Source organism: Pseudomonas sp. AM4(2022) (assembly GCF_036346515.1).
GTDB lineage: Bacteria > Pseudomonadota > Gammaproteobacteria > Pseudomonadales > Pseudomonadaceae > Aquipseudomonas > Aquipseudomonas paracarnis.
This window is the reverse complement of record NZ_JAOTNW010000001.1, coordinates 440,476-460,150: the sequence shown is the minus strand read 5'-3', so window position 1 is coordinate 460,150 and position 19,675 is coordinate 440,476. Positions and strand designations below refer to the sequence as shown.

The 19,675-nt window shown below is 57.0% G+C and carries 11 protein-coding genes; all 11 read right to left on the bottom strand.

Annotation, left to right across the window (positions count from 1 at the left end):
- Positions 1–377: 377 nt before the first annotated feature.
- The 11 genes from ODQ19_RS02040 to ODQ19_RS01990 all read right to left on the bottom strand — a co-directional run bounded on the left by ODQ19_RS02040 (position 378) and on the right by ODQ19_RS01990 (position 19,167).
- Complete coding sequence (locus ODQ19_RS02040) at positions 378–1,349, bottom strand: peptide ABC transporter ATP-binding protein (RefSeq protein ID WP_330209216.1); 972 nt, start codon at positions 1,347–1,349, stop codon at positions 378–380.
- On the bottom strand, positions 1,349–2,317 hold the full coding sequence (locus ODQ19_RS02035) for an ABC transporter ATP-binding protein (protein ID WP_003188485.1): 969 nt from the start codon (positions 2,315–2,317) through the stop codon (positions 1,349–1,351). The genes ODQ19_RS02040 and ODQ19_RS02035 overlap by 1 nt, the downstream gene beginning before the upstream one ends.
- A 10-nt stretch (positions 2,318–2,327) precedes the next feature.
- The gene (locus tag ODQ19_RS02030) at positions 2,328–3,239 is read right to left on the bottom strand and encodes an ABC transporter permease subunit (protein ID WP_003188486.1); all 912 of its coding nucleotides are present in this window, start codon (positions 3,237–3,239) and stop codon (positions 2,328–2,330) included.
- A 10-nt stretch (positions 3,240–3,249) separates the two neighbouring features.
- Entirely contained in the window at positions 3,250–4,260 is a 1,011-nt protein-coding gene (locus tag ODQ19_RS02025; protein WP_003171721.1) for an ABC transporter permease subunit, read from the bottom strand.
- Between the two features lie 76 nt (positions 4,261–4,336).
- On the bottom strand, positions 4,337–5,935 hold the full coding sequence (locus tag ODQ19_RS02020; RefSeq protein ID WP_116668350.1) for an ABC transporter substrate-binding protein: 1,599 nt from the start codon (positions 5,933–5,935) through the stop codon (positions 4,337–4,339).
- Positions 5,936–6,015: 80 nt separating this feature from the next.
- A complete protein-coding gene (locus ODQ19_RS02015) occupies positions 6,016–7,410 on the bottom strand; it encodes an OprD family outer membrane porin (protein WP_014716898.1) in 1,395 nt (464 codons plus the stop codon).
- Positions 7,411–7,581: 171 nt separating this feature from the next.
- On the bottom strand, positions 7,582–9,135 hold the full coding sequence (locus tag ODQ19_RS02010; RefSeq protein WP_442962718.1) for an ABC transporter substrate-binding protein: 1,554 nt from the start codon (positions 9,133–9,135) through the stop codon (positions 7,582–7,584).
- Between the two features lie 356 nt (positions 9,136–9,491).
- A complete protein-coding gene (locus tag ODQ19_RS02005; protein WP_034126282.1) occupies positions 9,492–11,120 on the bottom strand; it encodes an ABC transporter substrate-binding protein in 1,629 nt (542 codons plus the stop codon).
- Between the two features lie 258 nt (positions 11,121–11,378).
- On the bottom strand, positions 11,379–12,980 hold the full coding sequence (locus tag ODQ19_RS02000; protein WP_330209214.1) for an ABC transporter substrate-binding protein: 1,602 nt from the start codon (positions 12,978–12,980) through the stop codon (positions 11,379–11,381).
- 103 nt (positions 12,981–13,083) lie between these two features.
- On the bottom strand, positions 13,084–16,458 hold the full coding sequence (locus ODQ19_RS01995) for a dermonecrotic toxin domain-containing protein (protein WP_330209213.1): 3,375 nt from the start codon (positions 16,456–16,458) through the stop codon (positions 13,084–13,086).
- Positions 16,459–16,722: 264 nt separating this feature from the next.
- Entirely contained in the window at positions 16,723–19,167 is a 2,445-nt protein-coding gene (locus tag ODQ19_RS01990; protein WP_330209212.1) for a hypothetical protein, read from the bottom strand.
- Between the last annotated feature and the right edge of the window lie 508 nt (positions 19,168–19,675).

The following is a 19,675-nucleotide window of genomic DNA, read 5'->3' as shown; positions in this document are numbered from 1 at the left end:
TAGGAGGGGCGATTGAACGAGAGGCGTCTGAATTTTTTCGTGCATCCAGCGCTCTTCGTGCGCCGTAATGGTATTGATTCTCAAACAGAAGTAAATTGCATTTACAATCTATACACTTTTCAAAACGGTCTGGCTCAATATTTTCAGGGCTTTTGGCATGGGTTCAAACGGTATGTTTTTTGTTACAGCCGCGCAAAAAAAAGCCCCTCCGGCCAGACTGATGCGCAATCTGGCGGGAAGGGCGATGGAACTCGATATCACGCATTACCCCTGTGGGAGCGGGCTTGCTCGCGAAGACGGTGTGTCAGCAACCCATCTGTAGCTGAACCCACGCATTCGCGAGCAAGCCCGCTCCCACAGAGGGAAACAATGTTGCTTCAGGCCACGAATTGCTCCGCGTAGTGGCAAGCCACCTGCCGGTTATCCAACGGCCGCAACAGCGGCTCCTCACTGCTGCAGCGCTCGGTCGCATACGGGCAGCGCTTGTGGAACGCGCAGCCAGGCGGCGGGTTCAGTGGGTTGGGCAGTTCGCCGACGATCTTGATCTTCGGCTTGCTCGGGTCCGGGTGAATGGTCGGGGTGGCCGACAGCAGCGCCTGGGTGTAAGGGTGCAAAGGACGGGCGTAGATGTCTGCCTTGGGCCCCACCTCAACCGGGCGGCCGAGGTACATCACCATCACATCGTCTGCCACGTGCTGCACCACCGCCAGGTTGTGGGAAATGAACACGTAGGCAGTGTTGAATTCCTGCTGCAAATCCATGAACAGGTTGAGCACCTGGGCCTGGATCGACACGTCCAGTGCCGAGGTCGGTTCATCCGCCACCAACACCTTGGGTTGCAGCATCATTGCCCGAGCCAGGGCGATACGCTGACGCTGGCCGCCGGAGAACATGTGCGGGTAGCGCTGATAATGCTCAGGGCGCAGGCCCACTTGCTTCATCATCGCCTGCACTTTTTCGCGGCGCTCGGCAGCGGACAGGTTGGTGTTGATCAGCAACGGCTCCGCCAGTTGATCACCGACTTTCTGGCGTGGGTTCAACGAGGCGTAGGGGCTCTGGAACACCATCTGCACGTCTTTGCGCAATTGCTTGCGCTGGGCCTTGTCGGCGCCGGCCACTTCCTGCCCGGCGATTTTCAACGAGCCCGACGAGGGCTCTTCAATCAGCGTCAGGGCGCGGGCCAGGGTGGATTTGCCACAGCCCGACTCGCCCACTACGGCGAGGGTCTTGCCAGCTTCCAGTTCAAAGGACACGCCATTGAGGGCTCGCACGGTGGCGTGGCCCTTGAACAGGCCACGGGAGACTTCGTAGTGACGGGTGAGGTCGCGGGCGGTAAGTACGACGGCCATTACGCCACCTCCTGGTTCAGCGGGTAGAAGCAGCGGGCAAGGCTGTTGCTTTTCGGATCAAGGCCCGGCCGCTGGGCGCGGCAGGCGTCCTGCACATACGGGCAGCGCGGCGACAGCAGGCAACCCTGCGGACGGTCATACCGGCCCGGAACGATGCCTGGCAGGGTGGCCAGGCGCGTAGCACCAAGGCTGTGCTCGGGAATCGCCTTGAGCAACGCTTCGCTGTACGGGTGTGCCGGAATGTCGAACAACTGTGGCACCTGGCCGACTTCCACCGCTTGGCCGGCGTACATTACGCACACGCGCTGGGCGGTCTCAGCCACTACCGCGAGGTCGTGAGTGATCAGCACCAGGCCCATGTTCTGTTCTTTTTGCAGGGCCAGCAGCAGCTCCATGATCTGCGCCTGGATGGTCACGTCCAACGCAGTGGTCGGTTCATCGGCGATCAGCAGCTTGGGCTCGCCGGCAATCGCCATGGCGATTGCCACGCGTTGGCTCATACCGCCGGACAATTGGTGCGGGTAGGCATCCATACGGCTGGCAGCGCCTGGGATCTCGACCTTTTCCAGCAGCTCGATGGCGCGTTTGCGCGCTTGTTTGCCGGACATTTTCAGATGCAGGCGCAGCACTTCTTCGATCTGGAAACCCACGGTGTAGCTGGGGTTCAACGCGGTCATCGGGTCCTGGAACACCATCGCCAGGTCTTTGCCGACGATCTGGCGGCGCTGGCGGTTGCTCAGCTTGAGCATGTCCTTACCGTCGAAGTTCAGCGCATCGGCGGTCACGATGCCGGGATGCTCGATCAGGCCCATCAGCGCCATCATGGTCACGGATTTACCCGAGCCCGACTCGCCAACGATTGCCAGTACTTCGCCCTTGTCGACGGAAATGTCGAGGCCATCGACCACCGGCACGGCGGTCTTGTCGCCGAAGCGCACGTTGAGATTCTTGATTTCTAACAGTGACATGGGAATCTCCTCAGGCGGCGTTCTTGAGTTTCGGGTCCAGCGCATCGCGCAGGCCGTCACCCATCAAGTTGATTGCCAGCACGCTGAGCAAAATGGTCAAACCAGGCAGGCTCACGACCCACCAGGCGCGTTCGATGTAGTCGCGGGCCGATGCCAGCATGGTGCCCCACTCAGGGGTTGGCGGTTGTACGCCAAGGCCCAGGAAGCCCAGGGCCGCGGCATCGAGAATCGCCGAGGAAAAGCTCAAGGTTGCCTGTACGATCAGCGGTGCCATGCAGTTAGGCAGCACGGTGATGAACATCAGGCGTGGCAGGCCGGCACCGGCGAGGCGGGCGGCGGTCACGTAGTCGCGGTTCAGTTCGCCCATCACCGCGGCGCGGGTCAGACGCACGTAGGACGGCAACGACACGATGGCGATGGCGATCACGGTGTTGATCAGGCCAGGGCCGAGGATGGCGACAATAGCCACGGCCAGCAGCAGCGACGGCAGGGCCAGCATGATGTCCATCAGGCGCATGATGGTCGGGCCCAGCAAGCGCGGGAAGAATCCGGCGAACAGGCCCAGCAAAATGCCCGGGATCAGCGACATCACCACCGACGACAAACCGATCAGCAACGACAGACGTGAGCCTTGGATCAGGCGCGAGAGCAAGTCACGGCCCAGTTCGTCGGTGCCGAGCAGGAACTGCATCTGTCCACCTTCCAGCCACGCTGGCGGGGTCAGCAGGAAGTCGCGGTACTGCTCGCTGGGGTTATGCGGTGCAACCCACGGGGCGAAGATCGCGCAGAACACGATCAGCAACATGAACAACAGGCCGGCAACCGCGCCTTTGTTCTTGGAGAAGGCTTGCCAGAATTCTTTGTACGGGGACGGGTACAGCAGGCTCTGATCGACTGCTGACACTTGAGTAGGTGTGGTCATGGTCATGATCTCAGCGCTGGTGACGGATGCGTGGGTTGGCGAAGCCGTAGAGGATATCCACCACGAAGTTCACCAAGATCACCAGGCAGGCGATCAGCAGAATGCCGTTTTGCACCACCGGGTAGTCCCGCGCGCCAATGGCTTCGATCAGCCATTTGCCGATGCCGGGCCACGAGAAGATGGTTTCGGTCAGTACCGCACCGGCCAGTAGCGTGCCGACTTGCAGGCCGACCACGGTGAGCACCGGGATCAGCGCGTTGCGCAGGCCGTGCACGAACACCACGCGGGCCGGCGACAGGCCCTTGGCCTTGGCGGTGCGGATGTAGTCCTCACGCAGCACTTCGAGCATCGACGAACGGGTCATGCGCGCGATCACAGCCAGCGGGATGGTGCCGAGCACGATGGCTGGCAGGATCAGGTGGTGCAAGGCATCCCAGAACGCGTCCGGCTCGTCAGCCAGCAGGGTGTCGATCAGCATGAAACCGGTGCGCGGCTCGATGTCGTAGAGCAGGTCGATACGCCCGGAAACCGGGGTCCAGCCCAGGCTTACCGAGAAGAACATGATCAGGATCAGGCCCCACCAGAAGATCGGCATCGAATACCCCGCCAGGGAGATGCCCATCACCCCATGGTCGAACAGGGATCCTCGCTTGAGTGCCGCGATCACCCCGGCCAACAGGCCCAGGATACCGGCGAACAACAGCGCGGCCATGGACAGCTCCAGGGTCGCGGGGAAGAGGGCGGTGAACTCGGTCCACACGCTGGTGCGGGTGCGCAGTGATTCGCCAAGGTCGCCCTGGGCGAGCTTGCCGACGTAATCCAGGTATTGCGCGTACAGCGGCTTGTTAAGGCCAAGGCGCTCCATTGCCTGGGCGTGCATTTCGGGGTCAACCCGCCGCTCGCCCATCATGACTTCTACGGGGTCGCCTGGAATCATGCGAATCAACGCAAAAGTCAGCAACGTGATGCCGAAGAACGTGGGGATCAATAACCCCAATCGGCGGGCAATAAAACTAAACATCTTGGTGTGTACCTCAATCAGCCGGTTAGGCAGGTTCGGCACCGTCAATGTCGACGGTGCCGAGCGTTTTTCTTATTTACTTCACCTGGGTGGTGGCGAAGTTATTTGTACCCAGAGGGCTTTGGGTGAAGCCTTCTACGTTCTTGCGCAGGGCGGTGAACAGTTTCGGGTAAGCCATGGGAAGCCAGGGTTGGTCTTTCTCGAACACATCCTGTGCTTGTTCATAGAGCGCGGCCCGTTCGGCCGGTTCCGCGATTGCACGGGCTTTGTCGATCAAGTCCTGAAACTCTTTGTTACACCAGCGGGCGTAGTTTTCGCCGTTTTTGGCTGCATCGCAACTCAGGTTTGGCGTCAGGAAGTTATCCGGGTCGCCGTTATCACCGACCCAGCCCGCCGAAACCATGTCGTGCTCGCCATTTTTGGCACGCTTGAGCATCTCGCCCCATTCCATGACCTTGATATTGATCTTCAAGCCAATCTGGGCCAGGTCTGCTTGCATACGCTGGGCGCCAAGCATCGGGTTGGGATTGGTCGGGCCGCCGCCGTTACGGGTGAACAGGGTGAATTCGGTGCCTTCCGGCACGCCGGCTTCCTTGAGCAGGGCACGGGCCTTGTCCAGGTCGCGCGCAGGGTTTTTCAGCTTTTCACTGAAACCCAGCAATGTCGGCGGATACGGGCCGGTGCCCACGACTGCATTGCCTTTGCCGAACAGCGCTTCGGTATAGCCGGCCTTGTCGAACGCGATGTTGATCGCGTGACGTACCCGGGCATCGCTCATGTATTTGCGAGTGGTGTTCAATGCGGTGTAGCTGGTGGTCATCGCCGCCAGTTCATCGACCTTCAGGTTCGGGTCTTTCTTGATGCTTGGAATGTCATCCGGCTTGGGGAACAACGCGATCTGACATTCGTTGGCCTTGAGCTTCTGCAGGCGCACGTTGTTATCGACGGTGATTGCCAGAATCAGCGGATCGACCGCCGGTTTGCCGCGGAAGTAGTCGGGGTTAGCCTTGAAGCGTGCCTGGGCGTCTTTCTGATAACGGGTGAAGATGAACGGGCCAGTGCCGATGGGCTTGGCGTTGAGGTCTTCGGTCTTGCCGGATTTGAGCAACTGGTCGGCGTATTCCTTCGAATGGATTGAAGAGAACGCCATGCCCAGGTCAGCCAGGAATGGAGCTTCAGGACGGGTCAAGGTAAAGACGACGGTATGATCGTCGGTCTTCTCTACGCTCTTGAGCAGTTCCTTGAACCCCATGCTTTCGAAGTACGGGTAGCCCACGAGGGATTTTTTATGCCACGGATGATTCGGGTCCAGCTGGCGCTGGAAGCTCCAAAGCACATCATCGGCGTTCAGGTTGCGCGTGGGTTTGAAATAGTCGGTGGTGTGGAACTTGATGTCGTCACGCAGGTGGAAGGTGTAGGTCAGGCCATCGGCGCTGATTTCCGGCAGGTCTTTGGCCAGGGCAGGGACCACTTCTGTGGTGCCGGGCTTGAAGTCCACCAGGCGGTTGAACATGGTTTCAGCGGCGGCGTCAGCGGTCACGGCGGTGGTGTACAGGACCGGGTCGAAACCTTCCGGGCTGGCTTCGGTGCAGACCACCAGCGGTTTGGCCGAAACGCCGATCGCCACGCTCAACAGCGCAGCGGCCATGGCGGCTTGTAGTGGGAGCATTTTCATTCAGAGCCCTCTGCAATCGATGGAGCCAGAAAAGCGTAGGCGGCGGGCTCGTCCTGAGCTCGCCGCCTGCCTGGCGCTAATTAAAGGATGTTGAACGGGATGGTGGTGACCAGACGGAACTCTTTGATGCTGCCGTCGGACTGGAACTCGCTGCCACGGTGCTCAACATAGGTTGCGCGCACGGTGGTGGCTTTGAGCGGGCCGCTCTGCAGCGCGTAAGAGGCGCCTACACCGTATTCCTGGTGCTTCTCGCCGTCCTGGGACTGAATGCCGTCATAGGCAAACTTGGCCCGGCCATTGTTGCCGGTGTAGTGGGTACCGTCGATGCCCCAGCCGCGTGCCGAGTAGGCGTTGAACTTAAGGCCGGGTACGCCGTATTCAGCCATGTTGATGGCATAGGCGATCTGGAAGGATTTCTCGTTCGGGCCGTTGAAGTCAGACGTCAGGGAGTTGGCCAGGTAGATGCCGTTGGTTTCGTGCAGGTAGTCGAAGTACTCGTTACCGTTCACTTGCTGGTAGCCGAAGGTCAGGCTGTGTGCCTGGTGAGTCAGGCCCAGGGAGAGGGAGAAGGTATCGTTGTCGATTTCCCCCATCTCTTTTTTGCCTTCGTCGACAGTCTTGTAGTAGTTGAAGCCGGTGGTCAGGCCCAACTGCTGCGCGTCGCCCAGCTCGTGGGTGGCGCCGAAGTAGTACTGGTTCCAGAAGTCCTTCACGTTAGCGGCGAAGAAGCTGGTCTTCAGACTTTTCAGTGGCTGGTAGTTCACACCCAGGGTCGACACTTTGTCGGTTTCTGCGCCATTGCCGTATTCGGTACGGAATTTCGACAGACTCTGCTCACTACGTGGCGAAACGCGGTCAAACACGCCGCCCTGGAACGACAGGTTGCTGAACTCTTCGCTGTTGAAGCTCACACCCTGGAAGCTCGAAGGCAGAGCACGGTTGCCGATGGTGTCGACGATGCCGCTGCTGAAGTTCTGGCGACCGGCGGTCAGTGTGGTGTTGGACACACGGAACTGCACGTTGGCCAGGCCCAGTTTGCTCCACTGGTCGACAGCGTCGCCGTTGGAGTCGGCCAGGGTACGGTTGGAGCCACCTTTGATATCACGCTTGCTGCGGTCCAGTACCAGAGCGTTGTAAACCGCCACTTCGGTCTTGACGCCGACAGTGCCCTGGGTGAAACCCGAGCTGGCGTTGAGGATGGTGCCTTGCACCCAGTTGGTACGGTTGCGATCGGTCAGGGTCTGGCCGTGCTTCTGGTACGAGAAGGTGCCCCCACGGTATTTGCTTTCATGGGAGTACCAGTTACGCGTAGTGCCGCCCAGGCTGAAATCTTCGATAAAGCCTTTGGCTTCGCTTTGGGCGCTGGTGCCGGCCAGGGTGGTAGGAACGAAGTCCTGGCTTTGCGTTTCAGCGTAGGCGGTGGCCGTGATGCTGCTGATGGCCAAGGCCAGAAGCGCTTTGCTGCTCAGTTTCATGGGTGAAGCTCCTTTGGTTCTCTTTTTTAATGCCGGTCTTTTTGGGTGATCCGGCTATTGGGTGTGGAACTCGTTCAAGCTATTGCAAACGTTTGGCGTAGGAAATTTCCCAACAAAAGCCTGCACGTTTGCCGGGGAGCGCATTTCGCTCCCCGCTATCCGGTTATTTTTTTATGGGTTGAGGCTGACGCCCGAGAACACGTTGCGGCCGAAGGGGCTTACCTTGAAGCCTTCGACTTTGGCGCTTAACGGCTGGTTGACCGTCGAGTGGGCGATGGGCGTGATCGGCACCTGCTGCTTGAGCAGTTGCTGCGCCTGTTTGTACAGCACAGTCCTTTGTTCACGGTCGGTCACGACCTTGGCTTGCTTGATCAGCTTGTCGTACGCCGGGTCGCACCACATGGAGTAGTTGTTCCCGCCGATGGCGTCGCAGCTGTAGAGGGTGCCGAGCCAGTTGTCCGGGTCACCGTTGTCGCCGGTCCAGCCGATCAGGCTGACATCGTGCTCACCGTTCTTGGTGCGCTTGATGTACTCGCCCCATTCATAGCTGACGATCTTGACCTTGAGACCGATCTTGGCCCAGTCGTTCTGCAGCATTTCCGCCATCAGCTTGGCGTTGGGGTTGTACGGGCGTTGCACCGGCATGGCCCACAAGGTGATTTCGGTGCCTTCCTTGACGCCAGCGGCCTTGAGCAATTGCTTGGCTTTTTCCGGGTCGTAGGCGGCGTCCTTGATGCTGTCGTCGTAGGACCACTGCGTGGGCGGCATGGCGTTGACTGCCAGTTGCCCGGCGCCCTGGTACACGGCGTTGAGGATGCTCTGCTTGTTCACCGCCATGTCCAGCGCCTGGCGTACTTCAAGCTGATCGAACGGCTTGTGGCGCACGTTGTAGGAGATATAGCCGAGGTTGAAGCCCGGCTTGGTCAGCAGTTGCAGGTTCGGGTCGGTCTTGAGGGCTTCGACGTCGGCGGGGCGTGGATGCAGGGTCACCTGGCATTCGCCGGCCTTGAGCTTCTGCACGCGTACCGAGGCGTCGGTGTTGATGGCGAAGATCAGTTGGTCCAGCTTGACGCGGCTCGGGTCCCAGTACTGTTTGTTGCCCACATAGCGGATCTGCGAGTCTTTCTGGTAACGCTGGAACACGAATGGGCCAGTGCCGATCGGCTTCTGGTTGATGTCGCTGGGCCGGCCTTGCTTGAGCAACTGCTCGGCGTATTCCGCCGAAAGGATTGCGGCAAAGCTCATGGCGATGTTCTGCACGAACGCGGCGTCGACCGTGTTCAGCGTCATCATCACCGTGTAGGGGCCGGTTTTCTCGACCTTGGCGATGTTCTTGTTCAGGCTCATCCCGTTGAAGTACGGAAACTCGGTGGGGTAGGCCTTACGAAACGGGTGCTCGGGGTCAAGCATGCGGTTGAAGGTGAACAGCACGTCGTCGGCGTTGAAGTCTCGCGTCGGCTTGAATTCCTTGTTGCTGTGGAACTTCACCCCTTCACGCAGGTGGAAGGTGTAGGTCAGGCCATCTGGGGAAATATCCCACTTGGTTGCCAGCCCAGGGACGACGTCGGTGGCGCCTTTTTCGAACTCCACCAAACGGTTATACAAGGGCTCCGCCGCATCGTTGTCGGTGGCGGTGGTGTATTGCGCAGTGTCAAACCCTGCCGGGCTGCCTTCGGAGCAGAAAACCAGGCTCTTTTTCTCGGCGGCTTGGCCCATCGTGGCCATGGCCAGCAAACTGGTGGCAAACAGAGCGGATACAACGGTGGTATGGCGCATGGCTATCCCGGTCCTTGTTTGTAGTTATCAACAGCGAGCCTGCCTGCTGTCGTGCAGCCAGGCAGACATCACTGATCCCACACACAGCAAGTGCCCTTCCCAGAGTGATGCCTCTGCTGTCCTACGACCTTATGGGGCGTTGACCTTGCAGTAAATGCGTCAATTCTGACTGACCTTGTAGGCAACGGAGGCACGGGTCGCAGTTCATTGCTGTAAGACGGCAACGCTTGCAAACGTAGTCTGTTTCCTAAGGTCCAGGCGGATGGAATAACGGCGACGTTATGAAACGTCGCCGTTATTGATCCTTACTTGCCGCTGACGCTAACGCCGTAGAAGGAGTTCAAGCCAAACGGGCTGATCTTGAAGTCCTGCACGGTATTACGCATGGGTTGATACACCGTCGAGTGCGCGATAGGTGTCATCGGGACTGCATCTTTGAGGATATGTTGCGCCTGCTTATACAGCTCGGTGCGTTTGGCGACATCCGATGTGGCCTTGGCTTCTTTAACGATGCCGTCGAATTTCTTGTCGCACCATTTGGAGAAGTTGTTGCCCGACAGCGAGTCGCAGCCGAACAGCACGTTCAGCCAGTTGTCCGGGTCACCATTGTCGCCGCTCCAGCCAATGATCATGGCCTGGTTCTCGCCGCCTTTGGAGCGCTTGATGTACTCGCCCCACTCGTAGCTGACGATGTTCACCTTCAGGCCGATCTGTTTCCAGTCGTTCTGCAGCATCTCGGCCATCAACTTGGCGTTGGGGTTGTAGGGGCGCTGAACCGGCATGGCCCACAGGGTGATCTCGGTGCCTTCCTTGACGCCAGCGGCCTTGAGCAATTCCTTGGCCTTGGCAGGATCGTACTTGGCATCCTTGATGGTGGTGTCATAGGACCACTGGGTCGGCGGCATGGCGTTGACCGCCAGCTGGCCGGCACCCTGGTACACGGAGTCGATGATCTGCTGCTTGTTCACCGACATGTCCAGGGCTTCACGGACGCGCAGGTCAGCCAGCGGGTTCGCAGCGGTCTGGCCCTTGAGTACTGGCATGACGTTATAGGCGATGTAGCCCAGGTTGAAACCGGCCTGGTGCGGCAGTTTCAGGTCCTTGTCCTCACCCAGCGCCTTGAGGTCGGCCGGACGTGGGAACAAGGTGATCTGGCATTCGTTTTTCTTGAGCTTCTGGATACGCACCGACGGGTCAGTGGTGATAGCGAAGATCAGGTTATCGATCTTCACGTCTTCAGGTTTCCAGTAGTCCTTGTTGCCGGTGTAGCGAATGTTCGAGTCTTTCTGGTAGCTCTTGAACACGAACGGGCCAGTGCCGACCGGCTTCTGGTTGATGTCGGCAGGCTTGCCCTCCTTCAACAATTGCGCGGCATATTCGGCCGACTGGATCGAGGCGAAGCTCATGGCCAGGTTCTGGATGAACGCGGCGTCCACGGTGCCAAGGGTGAACTTGACGGTGTGGTCGTCGATTTTCTCGATGTTCTTGATGTTGGTGTCCATCCCCATGTCCGTGAAGTACGGGAACTCGGTGGGGTAGGCCTTACGGAATGGATCGTCTTTATTGATCATCCGGTTGAAGGTGAACAGTACGTCGTCAGCCGAGAATTCACGAGTAGGCTTGAAGTACGGGGTGGTGTGGAACTTGACGCCTTCGCGAAGGTGGAAGGTATACGTCAGGCCGTCCGGGGACACATCCCAGCTGGTGGCCAGGCCAGGAACGACGGCGGTGCCGCCACGCTCGAACTGGCTCAGACGGTTGAACATGGTTTCGGCCGAGGCATCGAAGTCTGTTCCGGTGGTGTACTGGCCTGGGTCGAAACCGGCCGGGCTCCCTTCGGAGCAGAACACCAGGTTAGTTGCCGCAAGGGCTACGGGGGCTGCGGCCATAAGGCCAGCGCTCACTAATAACGGAAGGACTGCGTGTTTAAGCATGTTGGCCTCATGATTTGTTGTCATTTTTGGTGGTGAGGGCGACCTCGTGAGTCGGCCTGCGGATACTTATGCAGGCGCCATACCCAATGCAAGATGCAGAGCGGTTGCAAAGGGGAAACTGTGGTACGAACGTACAGGAATGTCGCAATTATGAAAGTTCTGACACAAAAGTGCCTGTTTGGAGGGTTTTTTCGGTGCAAATGGCGCACCAAAAAAGCCCAGCCGAGGCGTCTAGCGCACTCGGTTGGGGCGCCGTTGTTACTTATCTAGACCCACACCGTAGAACGGCGTAAGCCCAAACGGGCTGATCTTGAAGTCTTGCACTTGCTTGCGCATAGGCTGGAAAACCGTCGAGTTCGCAATAGGCGTTATAGGTACTTGTTCCTTAAGGATTTTCTGTGCCTGTTGATACCACTTGATGCGCTGCTCGCGGTCGCTGCTGACCTTGGCTTGCTGCACCAGCTTGTCGTAAGCCGGGTTACACCATTTAGCATAATTGCTGCCCTTGACCGCGGCACAACTGTAGAGCACGCCCAGCCAGTTATCGGGGTCACCGTTGTCGCCGGTCCAGCCATAAATCATTGCATCGTGCTCGCCATTTTTGGCGCGCTTGATGTATTCGCCCCACTCATAGCTGACGATGTTGGCCTTGATGCCAACCTTGGCCCAATCCTGTTGAATCATCTGCGCGGACATCCGTGCATTAGGATTCGAGGCGCGTTGTACGGTCATTGCCCACAGGTTGATGGTGGTACCTGGTGCAACCCCTGCTTCTTTTAGTAGCAACCGGGCTTTGGTCGGATCGTATGGGGCATCCTTGATGCCGGGGTCATAAGACCACTGCGCCGGTGGCAACGCGTTCTGCGCCAATTGTCCGGCGCTCTGGTACACGGCCTTGATGATTGCTGGCTTGTCGATCGCCATGTCCAGCGCCTGGCGCACCTTGAGCTGGTCCAGCGGCGGGTGAGTTACGTTGTAGGCCAGGAAGCCCAAATTGAAACCCGCTTGTTGCAGCACGCGCAGGTTGGGGTCTTGCTTCATCACTTCGATGTCGGCGGGGCGCGGATAGCCGCTGACCTGGCATTCACCGGCCTTGAGCTTTTGCAGCCGTGAGGCGGCGTCCGGGGTGATGGCGAACACCAGGTTGTCGAGCTTCACATCCTCGGGTTTCCAATACTGTTTATTGGCCGCGTAGCGAATCTGCGAGTCTTTCTGGTAGCGCTTGAACACAAACGGCCCGGTGCCCACCGGCTTCTGGTTGATGTCCGAAGCCTTGCCCTGTTTCAACAACTGGGCGGCGTATTCGGCCGATTGCACCGAGGCGAAACTCATCGCCAGGTTCTGCACGAACGACGCATCGACATTGTTCAGGTTGAAACGCACGGTATGCTCGTCGACTTTATCGACGCTCTTGATCGTGGTGTTCAAGCCCATGTCGGTGAAGTACGGCGACTCGGATGGGTAGGCCTTGCGAAACGGGCTCTCGGCATCCAGCAGGCGATTAAAAGTGAACAGCACATCATCGGCGTTGAAGTCGCGGGTCGGGGTGAAGAAGTCGGTGGTGTGGAACTTGACGCCTTCACGCAGATGGAAGGTGTACGTCAGGCCATCCTCGGAGACATCCCAGCTGCTGGCCAGGCCTGGTTCGACTTCGGTACCGCCGCGCTTGAACTGGGTCAGGCGGTTGAACACGGTTTCGGCGGACGCATCGAAATCGGTGCCGCTGGTGTACTGGCTGGGGTCGAAGCCGGCGGGGCTGGCCTCGGAGCAGTACACCAGGGTCGTGGCGGCCTGGGTCATTGGTATAAAGGCCAGAAGGCTTGCGGCGAGGAGCAGTGGCTTGACGGCGATTCTTTCCATGGAGACCCCTGAAATGGCAGGCAGACCGAAGCTGTCTAAACGAAAACGGCGGTCACCGAGGTTACCGCCGTTCTAGGGCCGCTGATAGGGGAGGAGTGCTTATTTAACCTAGCTTAGGAGTAATTTCTATACGAATAGGCGAGTATTTTTCTATGATGTAACCGTCAGAGCCAATTTCATTGCTGGCGCGGATAGTCATAGTCTTCGATCCTTTTATATTTAGATCTTTAATAGCTTCGATATCGGGAATTGCATTGATGTCATTAGGGTCTCTGATCAGTTGAGTGAGGTTGTAGCTGTCTTTTGATGCGACGGTTGTGACGCCACTTACGGGGTCGTAGTTGATGTAATAGTGTGGGTCGGTTCCGCCGCCGATTACTTCGTTTTTGAAACGAGATGTTTGAAGCTCTTCCACCACTGGCGCGGCTAACCACTGATTGGCTAGTTGAGAAATTCGAGATCTTAGCACCGGGTCAGGAATGAAACTTTCAAGTTTATTGATGTTTTCCTGTTTGATTGCAAGCTCCTCTTCTGCTGACGCGATCCTGCCGTTTGAACGATTGAAAGAATCCAGTTCCGCGCCGATGTCGAACTCAAGTTTGCTACCGTCTGGCTTTGCAAATGTGAACTTGCTACGGGATAGGTCATCGATAAATTGACTTTCATAATTGCTTGTCCCGAATTTATCAGTAGGTAGGTTTGGCGGTAGTGTGGCGTTTTTTGGGTTTTCCTCAGTTGTCCAGGATAATTTAGGCAGGTTTTCGCCTTCCTCGTTCAGTTCAAAACCGTAGGTGTACTGGTGCCCCTCAGCGTTGAGGTACTTGTCCAGCTTTTCCGTCCCCTTCATCGTGGATTTATCCAGGTTTTCGAAATCCGTCGAGAAGGTAGGCGAGGGGGTGGGTTCTAGGCTTTGCGTCGGTGATACGGAGCGTGGCCACGGCCACTTCACCCCGCCATCGCCCGGTGCGCGGGCCCACTCGCCGTCACGCCCGGGTGTGATGACCATCAGCCCCGCGCCGTTATCGGGGTTGATGACTCTGGCAAACGCATCGCCGGTCCGGTAGCGCCCCGATATCTCAAATACCTTGCTCGTTCCCGTCTCGTCGGTAAGGCGCACGAACTGGCGCAGTGCTCCCTGGCTGTCGGTTACGCGATAGACACCCAGCGCGTCGCGGGACGCATTCTTGATCAATTGCTCACCCTCAGCGACGGCATAGGGCGCGATTGGCAGGAGCGGTTGAGATTTTGGCGGTGCCACACCTGGTTCGCTGACCATGCGTGTACCGCTGGATGGGCCGGGTACGGGTTCCTCGGTGTTGTTGACGCGCGGTTGAACACCTGGGGTCGCACCCGGCAGCTCTTGCTCCGGCGGCAGTGCAAAGGGATCTTCGGGGACTGAGCTTGCCCCGATTGAGAACAGCGTGTTCAGCAATCCATCGAATGCCTTGGAGGCCCCGTTGTCGCGTTCGACCTCGGTGTCGCCGGAGGCTGATTGTTCGGCTCCCAACGCCAGTTCGGTCAACCCGGCAAGTATCGCTGCGCCTGTAACCGGTGCAGCGATAGGCGCGAGCTTGACCAACAACCCCGCCGCCACGGTAATGTCGTTCAACCATGTATCTCGGGTCACTTCGCTGTTGGATTTGATCACAACGTCGGCATCACTCGTCATGCGGTTTTTGGCCGAGGTTGCCAATGTGGAGAACACGTCCTTCTCAATCTTCAAGTGAGAACTATTGGTTACAGGTTTTTTCAGGTCACCACCGGCCATTTTTTTGAAGAGGGTGACCAGTCCATCTTTTTCGTCACCGAGACCCGAAAAGCTCAAACCCGGCACAAAGCCGATTGCTATCTGCGTTAGCGCATTGGGCTTGTGGTCCTGGTGATCAATCAACGAAAAATGCGCGAGCAGCGACTCGCTTTTTTTCGGGTCCAGGGTTTGGTCAATGACCCACTGGTTGAGTTTTTCCAGAGAGTCGAAGCGCAGGAATGCCGGCTTGGCTCCCGGTATGTAAAGCACTTGGCGCCCTGCATCGTCAGCGCTGAACCGCACAATGTCGCTGGACGTAAAGCCGTGGATGTCCAGGGCGTGCACTTGAGTGGCACCGTTTACCGGCGCTTTGGCCTTGAGCTGTTCGAGGCTCAGGGGCGCGTTTTCGTCGAGGGGCAGGTTGTCTACAGCGCCCATCACCAAACGGTAGTCATCACGTGTGAATTGGTGCTCGGGCGCTTGCAGGGCTCGCTCAGCGGGTAATCTGGCATCGGCCTTTTTCAGTTGCTCGCGGGCCTGGAAAACGAACTGACCTTTGATTGCCGTCTGGTAGTCATCGGTATGCGCGCTCCAGAACGCGTCGAATTTCTGGGTCATTTGGGTTTGAAAGTCTGTTTTCCAACTCTCGTGCATCACTTGGGACGGCTTGAGGTCGATTTGATTGTGTTTGCCATAGCCGCCTTTTTGGCTTTGCCCTGCGGGCTGGGTATACAAACCCGCCTCCAGGTCCAGGTTGCCGGGCACCCAGTCGTGCTCGGAGAAGTTCTTCAGCAGGGCGTCGGGCAAGCGCAGCGAAGACCAGGGTTCTTGAAAGGTGTGTTCCCAACCGGTAGCCGTGTCCGCGCTTTCGCCGCCTTTGAAGCGGTTCAAGTAGACAGTGTCGGAGTCGACAGGTTTGCCCGTGAGTTTGAGCAGCAAGTCGTCCGCCCACTTCTTGGCTTCTGCCCGTGTGTTGGGCAAGTTATTGCTGACGTCAACCGCCAGGCGCTTGTAAGCCAAAGCCTGCGGTGCGCTGCTGTAGTAGTTCGCGGCGTTGTGTTTTTGCACTTGCAGGGCATGTGCCGAGCGGCTGCTGGCAGGGCGCAGGCGGTCATCGGCGGGGATAGGGTCGAAGGTGTCCTTATGTTCCAGGTGCCTTATTTGTGCGCGGGCCTGGGACAGTGTTTGCGGTAGGGAAATACCTTCAAAGTTGGCCACCACTTTTGCGCTGACCTGTATCGCGTCTTCACCCAGCCTCACGCGCAACTCCCCGTTATTGCCCGGAGCGATGACTTTGGCGGCGGCCAGCAGCGGCCCTGAAATTTGTCCCCAGCCTGATGTATCCGACAGATGGAAAGTTTTCTTTTCCCCACTGACCTCGAAGGACAAGGTACCTGTAGACGGGTTGATTGAAAGCAAGGTGTCCGGGGCGGCGTTTTGTTCGCGCAGCCAGCCCTGTACAACGGCGTTTTCCAAATGCGTGCGATACAGCCCAAGCCATTGGCCCAGAGTGCTTTGGGGCGGCACGGTTATAAGCCCGGCATTGCCGTATAACACCTTGCGTTGTGCGGCCTCGAGGTAGGCCTTGAGCAGTGCTGTTTCGTCGGGTGGGACGGTCTTTGCAGTCGATGGTGGCGGTGCTGATGACGTCTGCGCTTGAGTGTTTGAAGTCGGATTGGCGACGTTCGATGGCAGTGTTGAAAAGGATGTTGGATTAACGGATAAGGACATAAATTCGGCTCTCATTATTTGAATAAATGCCAGCACAGCCCTCCCTGGTAGCTATGGCAGTAATGAGTCGTGAAAGCCGGGCACTTGATTCCTGCGAGATGTGCTGCCGTATATGACGGCGCGCGTGCGCGCAAAAAAAGGCGCAATCCCGTGGGGCTGCGCCTTTGTTCTGTCTAAAAAAGTTACTGTAAAACTTCGATCACGCCGTCGATGCATAGAGAAGTACAGTCGCCGGTCACCTTTACTCATAAATAAAGTTCAAGGTTAAGGGGTGAATGTCACGGGCTTATAGGTGAAGGCCCACCACTTGAGTGGGTTCCAATAGGGGTTGGTCTTCGACGGTACGAAACGTGAGATTACCTTCATCTCATCGGCGATACGCTGCTCAGCCTGGGCTTTAGCGAAGTCTGTTACAGTCGGAGTAAGGGGGAAACCCTTCTGTTGCAGGTTTTGGAGATAAGCTTTTTCTATTTTGCCAACGGCGGCCGTTATATTTTCCGGCGCAAGGTTCGCGGTGAGAGTGCCGGTGTACCCTTTTACAGGGCGCCTTATCAGCCTTTGAAATTGAGCGGCAAAGGAAGCGTCTCCCCCAGTTGCAGAATTGCATGACAACAGGCGTATGTTGTCAAACAATTCCGGGCGTATACCCTTTGCGTGAAGAGTCTGAAGCAACTCTGCCGGGGTGTTGAGTTGGCCATCGTACACAACTCTTGCTACGCCAGTTTCAGGGTTGAAACTGCCATGGACGAGGATATTCAATCGTTGTTCTGTACCTTTTTTATTAATGTCGACAAAGGTATACAGCTTCTCGTTGATCACATTCAGGTCATTTACTTCACCACTCAGGATGACGGCTTTTTCACCCGTAGAAAAAAGTGCCTCACCCGTGGGTAAGTTTTCTACGGAGCTCAGCGGCGGAAGCTGCACATCTGTGCCTTCGACGGGCGGCTGGGGGCCTCCTCTATTAACCCGCACCGAACTATTTGATTCATCTGGTGCGACGTTCGTGGAAGTATGGCTATCGCTCGAGGCTTGTCGTGCACGCACAAACTCAAAATCGTGTGTATCGGAATTGTACCTCCAGCTGTAGTTCTTGCTGCTAGGCGTGGGGGAAGGCAACCCAGGTTCACCCAGCCCCGCTTCTACCCCGTAGGGCGCAAGTTCGTGCGCCAGCTGCAGGCTCGATATCACCGCTGCGGTAGTACCACCGACGCGATCGTCGGCGGTCATGCCGTAAATGGAGTCATGCACACCGAAGACAATATTGCCCACGTTACCCAATACGGGCACGTAGCCGAAGGTGCGTCCCCATAATTCCTTCGTGTTCTTCCACGCTTGCTGCTCGGAACCAAACACCTCCGTTTGGTCGGCCCATACTGCGTTCTTGGCGTTCACAGCTTGGTACTCGTTAGCAATGCCGGACTCAAGGTTTCCCCATTTCAAGAAGTATTCGCTATTTCGTGATTGGGTATAATTGAATGTTTCCCTGACTGGCACAGGCTTGTCTTTTATCCAGTTTTGATAACCTGGATAGGTAGCCCTGCTGGAGTCGATCAAGTTTTCGAGCACATTTCCTGCTGATGGCCAATGAGCATCTTTGCCACCCTGCCTGTCACTGGCATTAAAACTACTGTACAACTCATTACGGTTTTTTTTAGCCCAGTGGGCAAAATCGTCATCGCCGTATATTTCACTGACCGTGCCGCTTTTCAAATCAATGAGCAAGCCTTTATTAGGCCGGTGGTCATAATCGCCGTGGTAGTTGATGAATGGGATAAACGCATGCCCTGCCAGTGGATAGCCATATATATTTGGGATGACGACGTTGCCGTCTCTGTAAAGTGTACGATGGATTGCGTCTTGCCCTTCGAGGGAGAGGGTTTCATAGCTGTTCTTGTCATTACGCAGGCTTTCCAGAATGGCGCGTACAGCATAGGCATCCGCTTTTCCGGAGCGTTTCGCCAAGGCGCCGTGCACGTCACGCATAGGCTCGGCTACATCCACCTTCCAATGAGCCTCTAGACGCGCGCCCAGCGCTTCCAGATCGTTGAACTTGTCCGCGTCTTGTGACTTGATTTTCGTCTCTTGGAAATTGAGTAAACCGCCCTCCGGTGTTCTGTCGTGCTTAAGGGCACCGGCTGCAATTTCCCATGCATAGTAAGTGCGCTCCTCGGTGTTGGTCTGCACCTCCTTCTTCCATTTACCTACGTAGGACTTGAACGTCACGGTGAACTGTTCATGCGGGTCGTACCCGGCAGCCAATAACCCGCCACTGAAGTAACCCGCAGGCTCTAGAAAATGGCGAACTTTCTGGAATGTGACGTTGTTTTCGCCTTCCGTACCCTGTTTTAGGGTCTTGATGTGTGCCACTACACGTCCGGCATAGGCTTCTATGCGCTGCACCTGCTCTTCACGCGGATAACTTTTGGGCGGAGAAACGGCGTCTGCCCCATAAATGACGCCTTTGGAGAAATCAAGCTCATGGTCCTGCGGTGGCGCGGTCGTGTTTTTTGCTGGCGGCGAGGAAGCAACTGTCCTAGTTGGATTAAAGTCTGCAATCGGTGGTCCGCTGGGACTCAACGGGGGGTGCCATTGCGGTGTCGTGATTATTTTATTTACTGGGGTAGCTGTCTGAGTGGGATTAAAGTCTGCAATTGGTGGTCCGCTGGGAATAAACGTGGGGTGCCCCAAAGAAGAAAGTTCTTGCATGGATGGCTCACTGTATTAATGATTTAAACGTTATTTTCTTGATGTGCTATGTCATTTATTTGGGGCTGGTGGCCAACTAACGTTACTGGCTCTCCTGTCCCGTGAGGCTTCCCTCGGTTTGTAGGGTAGTGCCTGTGTAGTGTTACAAGTATTGGGTGGCGGCAGGGGGGCGGAGAGTTCCATACCGCACGCGCCCTATATGTCAAATGTTTTCTAAGATGCAGCCTGTAGCGATCAAAAAAACCAGAAGTCTCGCTTAGGTTAAGACGGTACATGTAGCGCAGGCGTGACCTCTACACAGTTAGGCGCGGATACTTATAGTTCTGGATGCTTTTATATTTATATCTGAGATCGCTTCGATCTCGGGAATATCGTTGATGTTGTTAGTGTTTTTGATCCGTTGGATGAGTTTGAGCGCGGTTTTGATATGACGGTCTTGGTAATGCTCGCGGGGGGGCGCCTAGGTTGTCGGTGTCGTCAAATAGCTGGGTACCGACAGCAATGCCAA